Origin of the sequence: Achromobacter sp. NFACC18-2 (assembly GCF_900108985.1) — a bacterium.
Classification (GTDB): Bacteria; Pseudomonadota; Gammaproteobacteria; order Burkholderiales; family Burkholderiaceae_B; genus Achromobacter.
Window position 1 is genome coordinate 354,379 of sequence record NZ_FNYM01000005.1, and the last position, 13,029, is coordinate 367,407.

The 13,029-nt window shown below is 65.8% G+C and carries 14 protein-coding genes; 9 read left to right on the forward strand and 5 right to left on the reverse strand.

Features of this window, described 5'->3' with window-relative positions:
- Positions 1 to 39 precede the first annotated feature (39 nt).
- The 4 genes from BMW75_RS10415 to BMW75_RS10430 all read left to right on the forward strand — a co-directional run bounded on the left by BMW75_RS10415 (position 40) and on the right by BMW75_RS10430 (position 3,204).
- Positions 40 to 750: a glutathione S-transferase gene (locus tag BMW75_RS10415; protein ID WP_092579087.1), complete on the forward strand. Its 711-nt coding sequence runs from the start codon at positions 40 to 42 to the stop codon at positions 748 to 750.
- A 147-nt stretch (positions 751 to 897) separates the two neighbouring features.
- Positions 898 to 2,241, forward strand: coding sequence for a methyl-accepting chemotaxis protein (locus BMW75_RS10420; protein WP_092579089.1), 1,344 nt, complete (start codon positions 898 to 900; stop codon positions 2,239 to 2,241).
- A gap of 122 nt (positions 2,242 to 2,363) precedes the next feature.
- Positions 2,364 to 2,588, forward strand: a complete 225-nt coding sequence (locus BMW75_RS10425; RefSeq protein ID WP_076515574.1) for a DUF1653 domain-containing protein — start codon at positions 2,364 to 2,366, stop codon at positions 2,586 to 2,588.
- A gap of 4 nt (positions 2,589 to 2,592) precedes the next feature.
- Positions 2,593 to 3,204, forward strand: a complete 612-nt coding sequence (locus tag BMW75_RS10430; protein WP_092579092.1) for a 3'-5' exonuclease — start codon at positions 2,593 to 2,595, stop codon at positions 3,202 to 3,204.
- A 76-nt stretch (positions 3,205 to 3,280) separates the two neighbouring features.
- Here BMW75_RS10430 and BMW75_RS10435 read toward each other — a convergent pair whose 3' ends face one another.
- Positions 3,281 to 3,571 (reverse strand): antibiotic biosynthesis monooxygenase family protein, encoded by a 291-nt coding sequence (locus BMW75_RS10435; protein ID WP_076515572.1) that lies wholly within the window; start codon positions 3,569 to 3,571, stop codon positions 3,281 to 3,283.
- Between the two features lie 98 nt (positions 3,572 to 3,669).
- On the opposite strand from BMW75_RS10435, the gene BMW75_RS10440 reads away from it, so the two are divergent.
- The 3 genes from BMW75_RS10440 to BMW75_RS10450 all read left to right on the forward strand — a co-directional run bounded on the left by BMW75_RS10440 (position 3,670) and on the right by BMW75_RS10450 (position 5,667).
- Positions 3,670 to 4,062 (forward strand): hypothetical protein, encoded by a 393-nt coding sequence (locus BMW75_RS10440; protein ID WP_231952186.1) that lies wholly within the window; start codon positions 3,670 to 3,672, stop codon positions 4,060 to 4,062.
- Positions 4,063 to 4,465: 403 nt separating this feature from the next.
- Positions 4,466 to 4,942, forward strand: a complete 477-nt coding sequence (locus tag BMW75_RS10445; RefSeq protein ID WP_076515568.1) for a hypothetical protein — start codon at positions 4,466 to 4,468, stop codon at positions 4,940 to 4,942.
- A 44-nt stretch (positions 4,943 to 4,986) separates the two neighbouring features.
- Positions 4,987 to 5,667, forward strand: coding sequence for a hypothetical protein (locus BMW75_RS10450; protein ID WP_092579094.1), 681 nt, complete (start codon positions 4,987 to 4,989; stop codon positions 5,665 to 5,667).
- Between the two features lie 32 nt (positions 5,668 to 5,699).
- Here BMW75_RS10450 and BMW75_RS10455 read toward each other — a convergent pair whose 3' ends face one another.
- Both BMW75_RS10455 and BMW75_RS10460 read right to left on the reverse strand, forming a co-directional pair.
- On the reverse strand, positions 5,700 to 8,114 hold the full coding sequence (locus tag BMW75_RS10455; protein WP_092579096.1) for a DUF3772 domain-containing protein: 2,415 nt from the start codon (positions 8,112 to 8,114) through the stop codon (positions 5,700 to 5,702).
- 226 nt (positions 8,115 to 8,340) lie between these two features.
- The gene (locus BMW75_RS10460) at positions 8,341 to 9,267 is read right to left on the reverse strand and encodes a LysR family transcriptional regulator (RefSeq protein ID WP_076515564.1); all 927 of its coding nucleotides are present in this window, start codon (positions 9,265 to 9,267) and stop codon (positions 8,341 to 8,343) included.
- A 245-nt stretch (positions 9,268 to 9,512) separates the two neighbouring features.
- Between BMW75_RS10460 and BMW75_RS10465 the strand changes: the two genes are divergently transcribed.
- Positions 9,513 to 11,030: an acetyl-CoA hydrolase/transferase family protein gene (locus tag BMW75_RS10465; protein WP_092579098.1), complete on the forward strand. Its 1,518-nt coding sequence runs from the start codon at positions 9,513 to 9,515 to the stop codon at positions 11,028 to 11,030.
- A gap of 87 nt (positions 11,031 to 11,117) precedes the next feature.
- On the opposite strand, the gene BMW75_RS10470 is transcribed toward BMW75_RS10465, so the two are convergent.
- Positions 11,118 to 12,041, reverse strand: a complete 924-nt coding sequence (locus BMW75_RS10470) for a LysR substrate-binding domain-containing protein (protein WP_092579100.1) — start codon at positions 12,039 to 12,041, stop codon at positions 11,118 to 11,120.
- A gap of 146 nt (positions 12,042 to 12,187) precedes the next feature.
- Between BMW75_RS10470 and BMW75_RS10475 the strand changes: the two genes are divergently transcribed.
- Positions 12,188 to 12,484, forward strand: a complete 297-nt coding sequence (locus BMW75_RS10475) for a hypothetical protein (protein ID WP_254791983.1) — start codon at positions 12,188 to 12,190, stop codon at positions 12,482 to 12,484.
- A gap of 319 nt (positions 12,485 to 12,803) precedes the next feature.
- On the opposite strand, the gene BMW75_RS29630 is transcribed toward BMW75_RS10475, so the two are convergent.
- Positions 12,804 to 13,029 (reverse strand): hypothetical protein (locus BMW75_RS29630; protein WP_217646942.1); only part of this gene is annotated, 226 nt, incomplete at its 5' end.

Here is a 13,029-nt window from a genome sequence, read left to right on the forward strand (position 1 = left end):
AGACTGGAGGTTCGGCTGAGCCAACTGAAAGGAGACCGTATGACTTACGACCTTTGGTACTGGAATGGCATCCCCGGGCGCGGCGAGTTCGTGCGCCTTGCGCTCGAGGCGGGCGGTATCCCGTACCGCGAGCGGGCGCGCGACCCCGGCGCCGATGAAGGCGCGCTGATCGACGACCTGCAGTCCGCGCGCAAGCATCCCCCTTTCGCGCCGCCGTACCTCGTGGCCGGAAAGATGACATTGGGGCAAACGGCCAACATCCTGCTTTTCCTGGGCGAAAAGCACGGTCTTGCCCCCGATTCGCTGGAAGGGCGCCTTTGGGTAAACCAGCTGCAGCTCACCATTGCCGACATGGTGGCCGAAGCGCACGACACGCATCACCCCATCTCCGCCAGCGAGTACTACGAAGACCAGAAGGAAGAAGCCGCCCGCCGGGCGCGCGTCTTTCGCGAAGAGCGCATCCCCAAATTCCTGGGCTATTTCGAACGCCTGCTTGACGGGCCGCAGTCGTGGCTGGCGGGCGGCAAGAAGTGGACCTACGTCGATCTATCCCTGTATCACTTGGTCGATGGGCTGCTTTTTGCGTTTCCCAAGCGCATGGCCACCCTGGCGGCGCATTACCCCAATGTGTTTGCGCTGCACGAGCGCGTGACCGCGCTGCCTGCGTTGCAGGCCTATTTTTCCAGCGGCCGGCGCCTGCCATTCGGAGAGGGCATCTTCCGGCAATATCGGGAGCTTGACGCGGCGTAGCTGCGGGTTATCCCGGGTGTGTGTGAGGACAACGCCGTGGAAAATTTTGGTCCGATGAGGTTGAGGCTCGCAAATTTTTAGGATTAAATAGTTTCCATTAGATACGCGTGTACCAGGCGCGCGGCAAACTGAATCCTGGAGGTCACCATGCTTTGGCATACGCTTGACCGATTCATTCGTGGACACCGACCCTCGCGGCAGAGGGATCTGCTGGGACAGATCGACGCCATCGACAGATCCCAGGCGGTCATCGAGTTCGATTTGAATGGCCACATCCTGATGGCCAACCAGAATTTCCTGGACACCATGGGCTATGCGCTCCAAGAGATCCAGGGCCGGCATCACCGGATGTTCGTCGATCCCGGCGAATCCGGTTCGGCGCAATACGCGGCTTTCTGGCAGAGACTGGCCCGGGGCGCGCATGATGCCGGCCGCTATCGGCGGATTCGCAAGAATGGAACGGACGTCTGGCTGCAGGCGACCTACAACCCCATCTTCGACCCGCACGGCCAGCCCGTCAAAGTGGTCAAGTACGCCACCGACATCACCGAGCAGCAGCAGCGCCAGGCCGATTCCGAAGGCCAGCTTGCCGCGATCTCCAAGGTGCAGGCGATCATCGAGTTCGAGCTCGACGGCACCATCATCCGCGCCAACGAGCTCTTCCTGAACGCGGTGGGCTACCGCGCCGACGAAGTGCTGGGGCGCCACCACAGCATGTTCGTGCCGCCCGAGGAAGCCCGAAGCGCGGCCTACAAGGAGTTCTGGCGCAGGCTGCGCAACGGCGAACACGACACCGGCCAGTACCTGCGGCTGGGCAAGGGCGGACGCCAGGTCTGGATCGAAGCCAGCTACAACCCGATCCTCGATGCGCAGGGCCGGCCGTTCAAGGTCGTGAAGTTCGCCACCGACATCACCAAGCGCTTTACCGCCGCCCAAACGCTGCGCGTCGCGGTCCAGGGCCTGACCGAAAACGCGGAGCGTGCGCGGCAGGCCAACAGCCTTGCCCAGGACGCCAGCCACATCGCGGAAACGGGTGGCGAGACCATGCGGGACGTCGTGAGCACCATGGCTGGCATCACCGAAAGCTCGCGCCGCATTTCCGACATCATCGGCGTGATGGACGGCGTCGCGTTCCAGACCAACATCCTTGCCCTGAACGCCGCCGTCGAGGCCGCGCGCGCCGGCGAGCACGGCAAGGGTTTCGCGGTCGTGGCCGCCGAAGTCCGCAGCCTCGCGCAGAACAGCGCCGCGGCCGCCAAGGAGATCAAGGCCCTCATCACCACGTCGGTGGAGCAGATCGAAGGCGGTGCGGTGCAGGTCCGGTCCGCGGGCGACACGATGGAAAGCATCGTGTCGTCGTCGCGGCGCGTGACCGAAATCATGGGCCAGGTCGTCGAGGTGTCGCTGGCGCAATCGGCCCGGCTGGGCGACGTCACCGAAGACCTCACGCAGATGAGCGCCGACGCGGTCGAACGGTTGCGCGCCGCCTAGCCCAAGCCGTCCGGCTTGCGTAGCGCGGTGGCGCGAGTGCGCTATAAAGACGGCATTGTCCGTAACGACCCCGTCCGCGCCAGCGAAATGCGCCGCGGGCCATGCCCTCTGCCGTAAACGTCATGACCGAATCCGAAGCCCTCGCCCTTGCCTCGCACCGCCACTACAAGGGCGGGCTGTACCGATACATCGGCACCGCCCGCCATTCCGAAACCGAGGAATCCATGGTGGTGTACGAGCATCTGTGGCCTCACGCGCGCGGTATGTGGGTGCGCCCGGCCGAGCTGTTTTTCGGCCAGCTTGCCGATGGCTCGCCGCGCTTTGCCGCCCTGCATCCCGCGGAGTAGGCCCATGACTTATTTCTTCCGGCGGCCGCGCGCCAACGACGCCGCGCCCGCCCGGCCGGCCCCGCGCGCCCAGGCCGCATTGACGCAGGCGCTGCAGGCGCTCGGCGGCCCCTTCGTCGTCGCCGACCTGGAAACCACCGGCCTGTCGACCGCAAGTTGCGAAATCCTGGAATTCGCCGCAGTAAGGGTCGGCGCGGGCGGCACGCTGGAACGCGAATACACGCAAGTGGTGCGCACCTGCGGCCGCGTCCCGTCTTTCATATCCCGGCTCACCGGCATCACGCAGGCCGAGGTCGATCGGGACGGCGTGCCCGTGGCGCAGGCCTTTTCGTCCTTTCTGGCGTTCGTGGAAGACCTGCCGGTGTTCTTCCATAACGCGTCGTTCGACCGGCGCTTTCTTGGCGCGGCGGCGCTCCAGACGGGCCTGCCGTTCGCCAACGCCACCCATTGCACGCTCGCGTTGGCGCGCCGCGCATGGCCGGAATTGCCGTCGCACAAGCTGGATATCCTGGCGCGGCACGTGGGTGCGTCGCAGCCGACGCACCGGGCCTTGGCCGACGTGCGCACCACGGTCGCGGTGGCGCTGGCGGCCAGCGCGCGCCTGGCCGCGGCGTGATGGGGATCAATACCCGCGCCTGACGAACGGCCGCGATGGCGCCACCCCAGGCGTGCGCCCGGGCTGGCGCGCTGCGTCAGATCACTTGCTGTTCGTGATGCACTTGGGGCGGTTCGACGAAAAAGCCGCCCACCAGCTTGCGCCATTCCTGGAAGTCGGCCGATTCGCGGAAATCCACCATGTGGTTCTCCACGGTTTCCCACTGCACCACCAGCGTGTAGCGCTGGGGCTGCTCGATGCTGCGGTACAGTTCCATGCCGTGGCATCCCTTGGCGCGCAGAAAGAGCGGCTTGGCCTGGGCAACACCGGCTTCGAACAGCGCTTCCTGTCCTTCGCGGACGTGGATGCTGGCAATCTCCTGAATCATGGCTTTGTCTCCAATTGAAGGGGGGGCGGGCAGGGCCGGGAGTAGTATGGCCGAAATTTCCGTTTCCATCCCCACCGATGAATCACAGAGCCGTCACCTTGACTCGTCTCATTGCCGTTCGCCTGTTCTGGTACATCGGCGTGGGCGGCATCGCCTTGATGTCGTTGTTCCTGCACACGCAATTCGGGGTTGACGTGCTGTTGTCTGCCATCGCCATCTACATTCCGCTGTCGATGCTCAGCCTGCCGCTCGTCGCCTGGCTATGTCTGCGGCGCGGCGCTCCCTGGGACGAACGGGGCCTGCCGCCGGCCTGGCCCGCGCATCTGGCCGGCGTCTGCGGCATGGCGCTCTTGGCCAGCTACCAGGTGCTGGCCAATCTGGAACTTGCCGAGTGCGGATTCCTTCTGGTCCTGGTGGCCGTCGACCTGATGCTCGCCCGCCGCGAGACCGGCTGGCTGCTGCGCATTGCACGGGAACGCGCGGGCGGCTGACCGCCGCGGCGCGGGCTTTCCGTGCAGCCGCTGCGCGTCCTGTGCCTCCGCCTTGCGCGTTAGGCATCACGCGCGAGCGTAGGACGCATCGTCCCATCCGTTGAGTTGAAGCCCTGGCTGCAAGGCGGGGTTGTCATGCCGCCCGCCTCGGCCATACGACGGGCCAGGCAGGGCCGCGTTCTACGCTTTCAGGTTCGTGTCATGCGCGAGTCCATCCTCCAGAAAGACCCGGTCGTTCGTTTAACCGATACCGATCTGCCTACCGCGGCGCAATCATTCCGTACCACTACGAAAGTCCCATGCGCCTCGCCCTGAAAGGGCGCAGCCCACGGGGAAGTAACGGTCCGCGCCGGTCGGTCTCCGGCACCTGTGCATCCGTGCAGACGGATCAGGAGGAGCTCAAATGAAAAAGCTCGCAGCAGTCGCCGCGTTGTCATTGTTTGCCGCATCGGCCTACGCCACCGGCCCGGGTCAGGTAGGAGGCTCGATCACCGGGCATGCCGGCGCCATCAACGGCACCGCCACATCCATCTCGTCAGGCAGCTCCGTGGTGGCCACCCAGGTCAACGGCTACGGCTCGTCGAGCCAGACGTCGTTCGGCAGCACGGGCGGCATCGCGGAGGTCGGCGGAAGCTTCAGTCGCGACGGCACGCAAGTGGTGACCAGCACGCGCCAATACGCCAACAGCGAGTCCTACGGCCATGTCTCGGGCAACGCGCCCATCATGGTCGGCGACAGCATCGCCAATGGCGGGGCAACATTCGGCAGCACGGAAACGAGCGCGTCGGCGACAGGAACGTTCCACGCGGCGAATATCGGCGCTTTCGGGTCGATACACGGCATCGGCTCGGTGGGCCATGTCGGCGGGTTCAATCGCTGACCCAATTATCCGGACGGCTTCGGCCGTCCGGGCGAGGGGACATCATGAAGACCATTGTTTTAGCCATCTCCCTGTCGCTCGTCGCCGCGTCGGCCGGGGCGCAGACCAGTACCTCCAGCTCCACGACATCGGCGTCGTCCGGCGCGACCAACGCGGGCAATAACCAGGGCATCACACTGAACTCCAGCAACAGCGGCACCAGCACCTTGCGCAGCGCGCCGCCCGTGGGCGGCCAAAGCTTCTACGGCTCGTTCTCTTCCGACAGCTGCATGGTGTCCGCCGGCGGCGGCGGCTCCGTGGTGGGCTTCGGCATGAATGTCGCGATTCCGATCGAAGACCAGAAATGCAGCCTGCGCCGCAATTTCGAGCGCACCATGCAGGCGGCGGCGTCCACCAAGGACGCGGACCGCTCGCGGCGGCTGGAGACGGCGGCCATCGACATCCTGTGCCAGACCGACGACCGCACCAAGGCGGCGCTGGTGGCGCAGGGGCTGTGCACCAACCCCGCCCTGACGACGGCGGACCACCGGTTCGACAGCGGGGCCGTGGCCCAGGTCGCGCCGCCGCCGATACAGACGGCGCGCTCCGCGCCCGCGCAACCCCAGGCGCCCATGGCCCAGGGCGCTCCCGTCGTGTCCGCGCGCAGCGCGGCGCTGACGGCGCCGCCCCTGCGTAATCCGCGCCTGGAACGGCAGCAGTTCGCAGACCTGTATACGCCAGGCTAAGGAAGCGAGACGGCGGCGGTCCCGCGGGGGGCCTAGGTCGTGGCGGGCGGCGGAACCGCCGCGGGGGCAGGCGCCTGCGCGGGTTCCGGCGCCGTCGCGAGCAGCATCGTGGGCGGAGACGATACCTCCAGCCCGGCTTCGTCCAGGCGCTTTAGCACCGTGAACAGCAACGCGCTGCGCACGCCATACGCCGCGCGGGGGGAGGACACGTAGCCCCTTGCGTTGAAGATCAGATGGCCAGCGTCGATGCCGTCCAGAAATACGTCGGGCGCCGGCGACTCCAGCACGTCCTCGTGATCCGCAAAGGCCTGCCGCATCAGTTCGCGCACCCGTTCGGCGTCCGTGGACAGGGGCATGGGCAGTTTGATCTGCACCAAACCCAGCGGATTGGACCGCGTGACGTTGCGCACCGTCTTCGTCACGAATTCAGAATTGGGCACGATCACCGTGGACCGGTCGCCCATCTGGATCTCGGTGGCGCGCACATTGATGCGCAGGATGTCGCCTTCGACGCCGCCCAGCGACACCCAGTCGCCGACCTTCACCGGACGCTCCGCCAGAAGAATCAGGCCCGACACGAAGTTCTGCACGACGGCCTGCAAGCCAAAGCCGATACCCACCGACAGCGCGCTGGCGATCCAGGCCACGCGCTCCAGGCCGATACCCGCGGCCGAAAGCGACAGCGCCACCGCCACCACGAACCCGCCATAGCCGAACAGCGTCGCCGCCGACAGCTGCATTCCCGGGTCCAGCTCCGTCGTCGGAAGGTAGCGGTGGGACAGCCAGCGCTTGAGCATCTTCACGCCCAGCAGCGAGAGCGCCAGCACGATCAGCGCCTGCAGCACCGCGCCGGGCCGGATCTGCGCCTCACCGATGGCCAGGCCCTTGCGGAGCTGGTCGAAGCGCTGCACCAGGTCCATCGGCGCCTCGCCGAACGGCGCCAGCACCAGGGTGATGGCAAGCAGCGCGATCGCCACGCGCCCCAGGCCCGACAGCAGCACCGCCGCCTGGTCGCGCATGCTGGGCCCTTCGCCGTCGCCGCCCTCGCGGTGCGAGGTGCCCAGCAGCGTGCTGAAACCATCCTCGATCAGCGTCGAGGCCAGATACGCCGATGCCAGCACGATCAGCACCCACAGCACCTGCTTGACCAGGAAACTGCCAAACGCCACGTAGCCCGCCAGCAGGCTCGCAAGGCTGACGATCAGCACGGTCCAGACGGCGGCCAGCATCAGGGAAACCCACAACGGCACCGGCGTCTCGCTGTCCTGCATGACCTGGCGGCGCAGGCGGCGGCTGATCGCCAGCACGGCGGCGAGCATCGCCATGCTCAGCACGGCGACCATGCCCGTCAACGTGATCGTCGTCGTCAGGCTTGCGTCCAACAGGACCGGCAGCCCCTCGGCAAGCCAGATCAGCACCACCAGCACGCCCAGCGCGCCGGGCAGCCAGCGCAGCCGGTTCGCCACGATGTCGCTGACGGGGGGCAAACGCCAGGTAGGTCGATGCGTGGACAGCAGCGCATAGCCCATCCCGGAGACGAAGCCGCCGAAACAGACCGTGGCCACCAGGTTGGTCACCAGGGAATCGGTGCGATCCGACAGCTGCGATCTCCAGTCCAGGCCGGCCTGGATCAGCAGGGCGATCACGCCCGGCGTGGCGACCGACAGCGCCACGAGCGCCACCGCCAGGAAGGAGCGGCGCAGGCGCCCTGGCGGCACGCGCGTCGCGGTCAATCGCAGCAGGTATCGGCCTACCCACACGCGCAGCGCAATCGCCAGGCCGGCGGCAGCGGCCAGCAGCAGCCAGCCCCACTTGGGCGTCTGTCCCACTGCGGTCGACAGGTTACTGCGCAGCGCTTCCAGCCGCTGCAGGTCGCGCGGAAACTCCTGGCGGAACTCGGCCCAGAACTGGCCGGACAGAAAGGAATCGCGCCGTTCGCCAAGGCGGGCCTGGAACTGCTTGCGTCGCTGCGCCGAGATCTGCTCCGCCGTCTGGCCGGCGTCCACCGACAGCAGCCTGGCCAGCTTGAGCTGCGCGTCCAGCGCGCGGCTGTTCTTTTCAAGCTGTGCCCGCTGCGCCGCCACGTCGGGCGCTTCCTTGGCGCCCTCCGGCGGCGTGCCCAATTCGCTCAGCCGCGCCGTCACGCTGGCCAGTTGCGGCGTCAGCGCCTCCGTGGCGGCGTCCGCCTTGGACTGGATATCCAAGGCCTCCCCGCGCTGTTTGAGGAGGACGGCATCGTCGGTGACGTCGGGAATCTGCTTGCGGATATCGTCGATCTGCTTGCGCGCGGCGGCAAGCACGGCCTCGGTATCGACCGGCGTGGCGGGCGGCGCGGCGAAGGCGGGCAGAAAGCAGAACGCCAGCAGCAGCGCTGCAAGCAGCGCCGCCAGGTTGGGGGCGCGGACCAGGCGGGCGCGCGTAAGCAAAGAAGGCGTTGTCGGGATCATGGTCCTGGACGAGTGGCTCGCGTCGAGGCCGCAGCATAGCAAGGCCTCGGCCTGCGCGTTGCAACAAAAACTGGTGTTGTGTCCCTGTATTTTCAGGCTGGCGGGTGCGCTCCAATGGCCGAGCCCGCAGGCCGATTAAACGGGGGCGGATTGCCACGACACCGCCCGCCGCGCGGCAGGCCATGCCTGCCTGCGCAACCCCTGTTTACGCGGCCAACGTTTGGATTCAACTTGATGGGCGTTGGGAACCGCGCGCGGCCCGATGCCGGGGCTTGCCCAGCACGGCGTCGCACACCTCCAGCCACGCCCGGGCCGCAAAGGACAGGTAGCCCGACTGCAGCCAGATATGTCCCACTTCCCATTGCATGCCGGACTTGGCCAGCTTGGCGGTGCTGAGGCCACGGGTCTTCATCCGCTGCATCAGCGGCTCGGGCAGCAGGGCCACGCCCAGTCCGGCCGACGCCATCGCCACCAGGAAATCCCAATGCGCGCTCTGCGCGGCAATGCCCGGCTGAAAGCCCGCGTCTGCAAATGCCTGGCGCAAGCGGCGCGTGATGGCGAAGTCGTCGGTGGGTATCAGCAGCCGCGCCTCGCGCAGCGCGCTCAGGGGCAGCGACGTCTTTCCGGCCCATGGCGCGTCGGGCGGCCCGATCACCCAGATCGGGTAGCTGCCGAACGCCTGCGCGGCCAGCCCGCCATCGGGTGCGACGGGCAGGATGGTGGCGCCAATCTCCAGCTCTCCGCTGGCCACCAGGCTCTCCACCGCCTGGCCGGTCCCTTCGCGCAGCGTCAGATGAATCCCGGGATGCAATTCGCGGAATCGCTTGACCACCGGCGTGAACAGCAGATTGATCATCGGCGGGATGCCGACCTCCAGCGACCCGCGGCCGAGTTCAGCGGTCTGGCGCAGTTCTTCCGAAAGCTGCCGCATCGTCTCCAGCACTTGCAGGCCGCGCAGGTACATGACCCGGCCCGTGTCGGTGGGGCGCGCGGTATGCCCGTCTCGGATCAGCAGCGGGGTGCCGGCTTCCTCCTCCAGTTGCCGGATCATTTTGCTCACGGTGGATTGCGTGACGAACAGGGCTTTGGCGGCCTGCGTGAAGCTGGCATGCCTGACGGTTTCCACGAAATACCGCAACGCGCGCACATCCATGTCGGGGCGGTCCTTCGCGCATTGCGCGAGAAAAAATCAAATGATGAAAAAAACGACTTATTTGGATGATTTTAAGTCATTACGAGATTTGAGCCCGCCTTCCTATACTGCCGAAAAATCGTCCCACCGTCCGTATCCGCGGCCCGTGGGACCTCGGGAAACGCCGCGTCAGACGGTGCCCGGGCGCGCAAGGCGGCAACGCCGCGCCCGGCCGCCAGCCGCAGGCCTTTGAATTTGGAGACACCATGCATCTGGACCGTATTCGCAACCCTGAGCTGCACGCCAGGATCACGTCCGCCGAGCAGGCGGCGCTACTGGTTCAGGACGGAATGACCGTTGGAATGAGCGGATTCACCCGGGCCGGCGACTGTAAGTCCGTGCCGGCCGCGCTGGCGGCCCGCGCCGAGCGCGAACCTTTGTCCATCACGCTGATCACCGGCGCTTCGCTCGGCCACGACACCGACAAGCTGCTCGCGCAGGCCAACGCGCTGGCTCGCCGCCTGCCGTTCCAGGTCGACACGACCCTGCGCCGCAAGATCAACCAGGGCGAAATCGCCTTCATCGACCAGCACCTCTCGGAGACGGTGGAACAGTTGCGCGCGGGCCACCTCGGCCCGATCAACGTGGCCATCATCGAGGCCGCCGCCATCACCGAGTCCGGCGCCATCGTGCCGACGATGTCGGTGGGCAATTCCGCGTCCTTCGTGCAGCAGGCGGACAAGATCATCGTGGAGCTGAACATGAGCGTGCCCGCGGAGATCGAAGGGCTGCATGACATCTACATCCCGGGCGATCGCCCCACGCGCCAGCCCATCGGCCTGGTGTCGGTGGACCAGCGCATCGGCCAGCCCTGCATCCAGGTCGACCCCGCCAGGATCGCCGCCATCGTCATCACGCAGGAACCCGACAGCCCGTCCAACGCGCTGCCGCCCGACGCCGAGACCAACGCGATCGCGGGGCACATCAACGACTTCCTGCGCCGCGAGGTGGCCGCCGGGCGCCTGACCAATGCGCTGCTGCCCTTGCAGGCAGGCATCGGCACCATCGCCAACGCGGTGCTGCACGGCTTCGAATCGTCCGGTTTCGAGAACCTGACGATGTATTCCGAAGTCCTGCAGGACAGCGCCATCGAGTTGCTCGACCAGGGCAAGCTGGCCTTCGCTTCGGCGTCGTCCATCACGGTGTCCAAGCCCGTCTACGAAAAGATCCTCGCGAACATGGAGCACTATCGCCAACGCATCGTGCTGCGCCCGCAGGAAATCAGCAACGCGCCCGAGATCGTGCGCCGGCTGGGCATCATCGCCATCAACACGGCGCTGGAATTCGATATCTACGGCAATGTGAATTCGACGCACGTCGGCGGCACGCACATGATGAACGGCATCGGCGGTTCCGGCGATTTCGCCCGCAACGCCCATCTTGCGATCTTCGTCTCGAAGTCCATGGCCAAGAACGGCGACATCTCCAGCGTGGTGCCGATGGTGTCCCATGTGGATCACACCGAGCACGACGTCGACGTGCTGGTGACCGAATGCGGCCTGGCCGACCTGCGGGGCCTCGCGCCTCGCGAGCGGGCGCGGGCCATCATCCAGCACTGCGTGCATCCGTCGTACCGGGACGCGCTGCAAGACTATTTCGACCGCGCCTGCGAACGCGGCGGCCAGACGCCGCACCTGCTGGAGGAAGCCTTCTCCTGGCACCAGCGCTTCAACGAAACGGATTCGATGCAGCCGGTCGCCTCATCCGCGCGCAAAGCGGCCTGACGCACGCTTGAAGGTTTACTGCCGCCGCGTTTTGATTTGGGTAAGGCCGCCGCAAGCTGCCTTACTTTTTTTTGCCCAATCCCAGGCCTAAGCCTCGCCTTCGGGTTTCCCTGTCACCAGCGTCTGCCGCGACATCTCCAACTCGTCCCGCAGCCACTGCTTGAATGCGGCAAGCGGGGCCCAGTCGCGCAGACTGGGCAGATAAACCAGGTGATAGGTCTGCGCCAACTCATACTGCACGGATACGGGCGACACCTGCACGAGCCGCCCCGCGCACAGCGCGTCCGCCGCCAGCAGTTGCCGACCCAAGGTGATGCCCAATCCCTGTTCGGCGGCCTGCAACATCATTCCCGCATCATTGAAAGACGCGACAGGCGTGACCGGTGTGGGAAACCCCGCCGCGGTGAACCAGTGCTGCCATAACTCCCGCTCGCCCAGCAAAGGCTGGCGCGCCAGCGTGGCGGGCGTATCGTCGGGCAGGGCGGCCATCGTCTCCGGCGACGCCAGAACGATCAGCGGCAACGGCACGTCAAAGAGCGGCTCCGACTCCACCCCGGCCCACGGTCCGCGGCCAAACCGCAGCGCCGCATGGAAGCCGTCCCGCAACAGATCCACCACGTTCTGGGACGTCTCGATCTCCAACGCCACGCCCGGATGCCGGGCGCGCCAGCGCGCCATGCGGGGCAACAGCCAACGTTGTGCGAACGACGGCAGCACCGACACCCGCAGCCGCTGCTCGCTGCCCGTCGCCGCCGCGTTCGCCGCCATCAGTCCCTCATCGAGCAGCGCCATCGCGCCTTGCACGCTGCACAACAGCGCAGCGCCCGCGGAATTCAGCACGATGCCGCGCCCGCTGCGTTCGAACAAGGGAAAGCCAAGCTGTTCCTCCAGCACTTTGATCTGCTGGCTGACCGCACTGTGCGTCAGATGCAGCCGTTCCGCCGCGGCGCGCAGGTTCTGCAACTCGGCCACGACGCGAAAGGCAGGGAGGGTATTAAGGGGTAATCGCACGGCGAACCTTCATTCGTTTCTATCCGGCAATCCGGACCGGGATCGGTTTGGTCATCGTAGCTTACCGATCACGCCAAAACAATTGGATTTTCAGCGCGACATTGGGCGAATACTCTTACCAAAACGGAATTGCAAAGGAGCCCGTTATGACCGCGCAACCATTTTTGGCGTCATCCCCCTTGGGTTCGACGGCCTCGATGCCCAAGCCCACGTCGCCGGATCCGGCCGTACTCGCGTCAATGCACGCGCCCGACCAAAGCCTCCTCTCCCGACTTTGGCAAGCGTACCGCCAACACCGCAACGCAGCCCGGATCCGCAATCTCGCCGTGGACATCGAACCACGCCTGCTCGAAGATGTCGGCGCGCCGCCATGGCTGATCAATGAATCGATCGTGCGCCGGCAACTGGAACGCCTGCGCAACGCCGACTACATTCGCTGGTGACTCCTCTGCGCGTTGTGGCCCCCCGAACCCAACTACGCGCAGCGGTCGCTGCCAGTTGCCCTGTTATCCCTCTTATATATAGAGAGCGATGGAGAACGGGCAGCGCACGCCGCCCAAACGCACCCAGCCACTCAGGCAATTTGCGACACGCACATGACAGCCAGAAAATTTGTGCTATAGTCTCGCTCCTTCGCAGTTCACGCAGTTCTGAGCCGCGAAGCCAAGCAAGTGCAACAGGCGGACGGGGCAACCCACCACCGCCTGCCGCGAAGGCAATCAGTCATGAACGCCAAGCGGTTATTGCAAGGATCGACGCAAATCAGGCAGAAGCCAGTTGCAAGATCTGCAAAAATTGTGCTATAGTCTTGGGCTTGGCAGTTGCCGAAAGTTTAGGGTTTACCCTGATGTTTCGATAGCTGCTAAGGCAGGGCGAAAGCCCTGGCGAGACCTGGAGAGGCCGCAGCAAGAAAGCGAAGTTAAAAACGACGCTGACTTGACAAGCGATAAAAACTTCTTCATAATCTCGTTTCTCTGCTGCAACGACA

Coding starts and splice junctions, on each gene's coding strand:
- BMW75_RS10430 (WP_092579092.1), top strand. CDS start 2,593: ATGACTTATTTCTTCCGGCGGCCGCGCGCCAACGACGCCGCGCCCGCC.
- BMW75_RS10420 (WP_092579089.1), top strand. CDS start 898: ATGCTTTGGCATACGCTTGACCGATTCATTCGTGGACACCGACCCTCG.
- BMW75_RS10455 (WP_092579096.1), bottom strand. CDS start 8,114: ATGATCCCGACAACGCCTTCTTTGCTTACGCGCGCCCGCCTGGTCCGC.
- BMW75_RS10450 (WP_092579094.1), top strand. CDS start 4,987: ATGAAGACCATTGTTTTAGCCATCTCCCTGTCGCTCGTCGCCGCGTCG.
- BMW75_RS10465 (WP_092579098.1), top strand. CDS start 9,513: ATGCATCTGGACCGTATTCGCAACCCTGAGCTGCACGCCAGGATCACG.
- BMW75_RS10445 (WP_076515568.1), top strand. CDS start 4,466: ATGAAAAAGCTCGCAGCAGTCGCCGCGTTGTCATTGTTTGCCGCATCG.
- BMW75_RS10460 (WP_076515564.1), bottom strand. CDS start 9,267: ATGGATGTGCGCGCGTTGCGGTATTTCGTGGAAACCGTCAGGCATGCC.
- BMW75_RS10415 (WP_092579087.1), top strand. CDS start 40: ATGACTTACGACCTTTGGTACTGGAATGGCATCCCCGGGCGCGGCGAG.
- BMW75_RS10435 (WP_076515572.1), bottom strand. CDS start 3,571: ATGATTCAGGAGATTGCCAGCATCCACGTCCGCGAAGGACAGGAAGCG.
- BMW75_RS10475 (WP_254791983.1), top strand. CDS start 12,188: ATGACCGCGCAACCATTTTTGGCGTCATCCCCCTTGGGTTCGACGGCC.
- BMW75_RS10425 (WP_076515574.1), top strand. CDS start 2,364: ATGACCGAATCCGAAGCCCTCGCCCTTGCCTCGCACCGCCACTACAAG.